The organism is Terriglobus sp. ADX1, assembly GCF_036877645.1.
In the GTDB taxonomy this organism is placed as follows: Bacteria; Acidobacteriota; Terriglobia; order Terriglobales; family Acidobacteriaceae; genus Terriglobus.
This window is the reverse complement of sequence record NZ_JAEDXV010000139.1, coordinates 1-253: the sequence shown is the minus strand read 5'-3', so window position 1 is coordinate 253 and position 253 is coordinate 1. Positions and strand designations below refer to the sequence as shown.

Here is a 253-nt window from a genome sequence, read left to right as displayed (position 1 = left end):
CGGTGAACAAGTTGGGTGCGGCGTCTGCATTTGCGCTGGTATCGGCGCTGGCGGGTGCGTCCGCAGGAGTGAACTTGAGGTGGAAGTCATACTTGCCGTCCAGCCCGGTTTTGTTGATGACCGGACGTCCAGCATGAACTGCATGGCAAACGCGAACAGGTCCATGGAGACACCGGCAAAGGTGCAATCCCTTGCGCTTGCTGAGCCGCTGCACGAGACGTCGGGCAGAAAGTCTTTTCTCTCGGTGGGCTTT

At 58.9% G+C, this 253-nt stretch carries 1 protein-coding gene; it reads right to left on the bottom strand.

Annotated features, from left to right (window positions below):
* Positions 1-214, bottom strand: a 214-nt coding sequence (locus JAO32_RS20150; protein ID WP_443082626.1) for a DUF3738 domain-containing protein, incomplete at its 3' end; no start/stop codon positions are given.
* Positions 215-253: the final 39 nt, after the last annotated feature.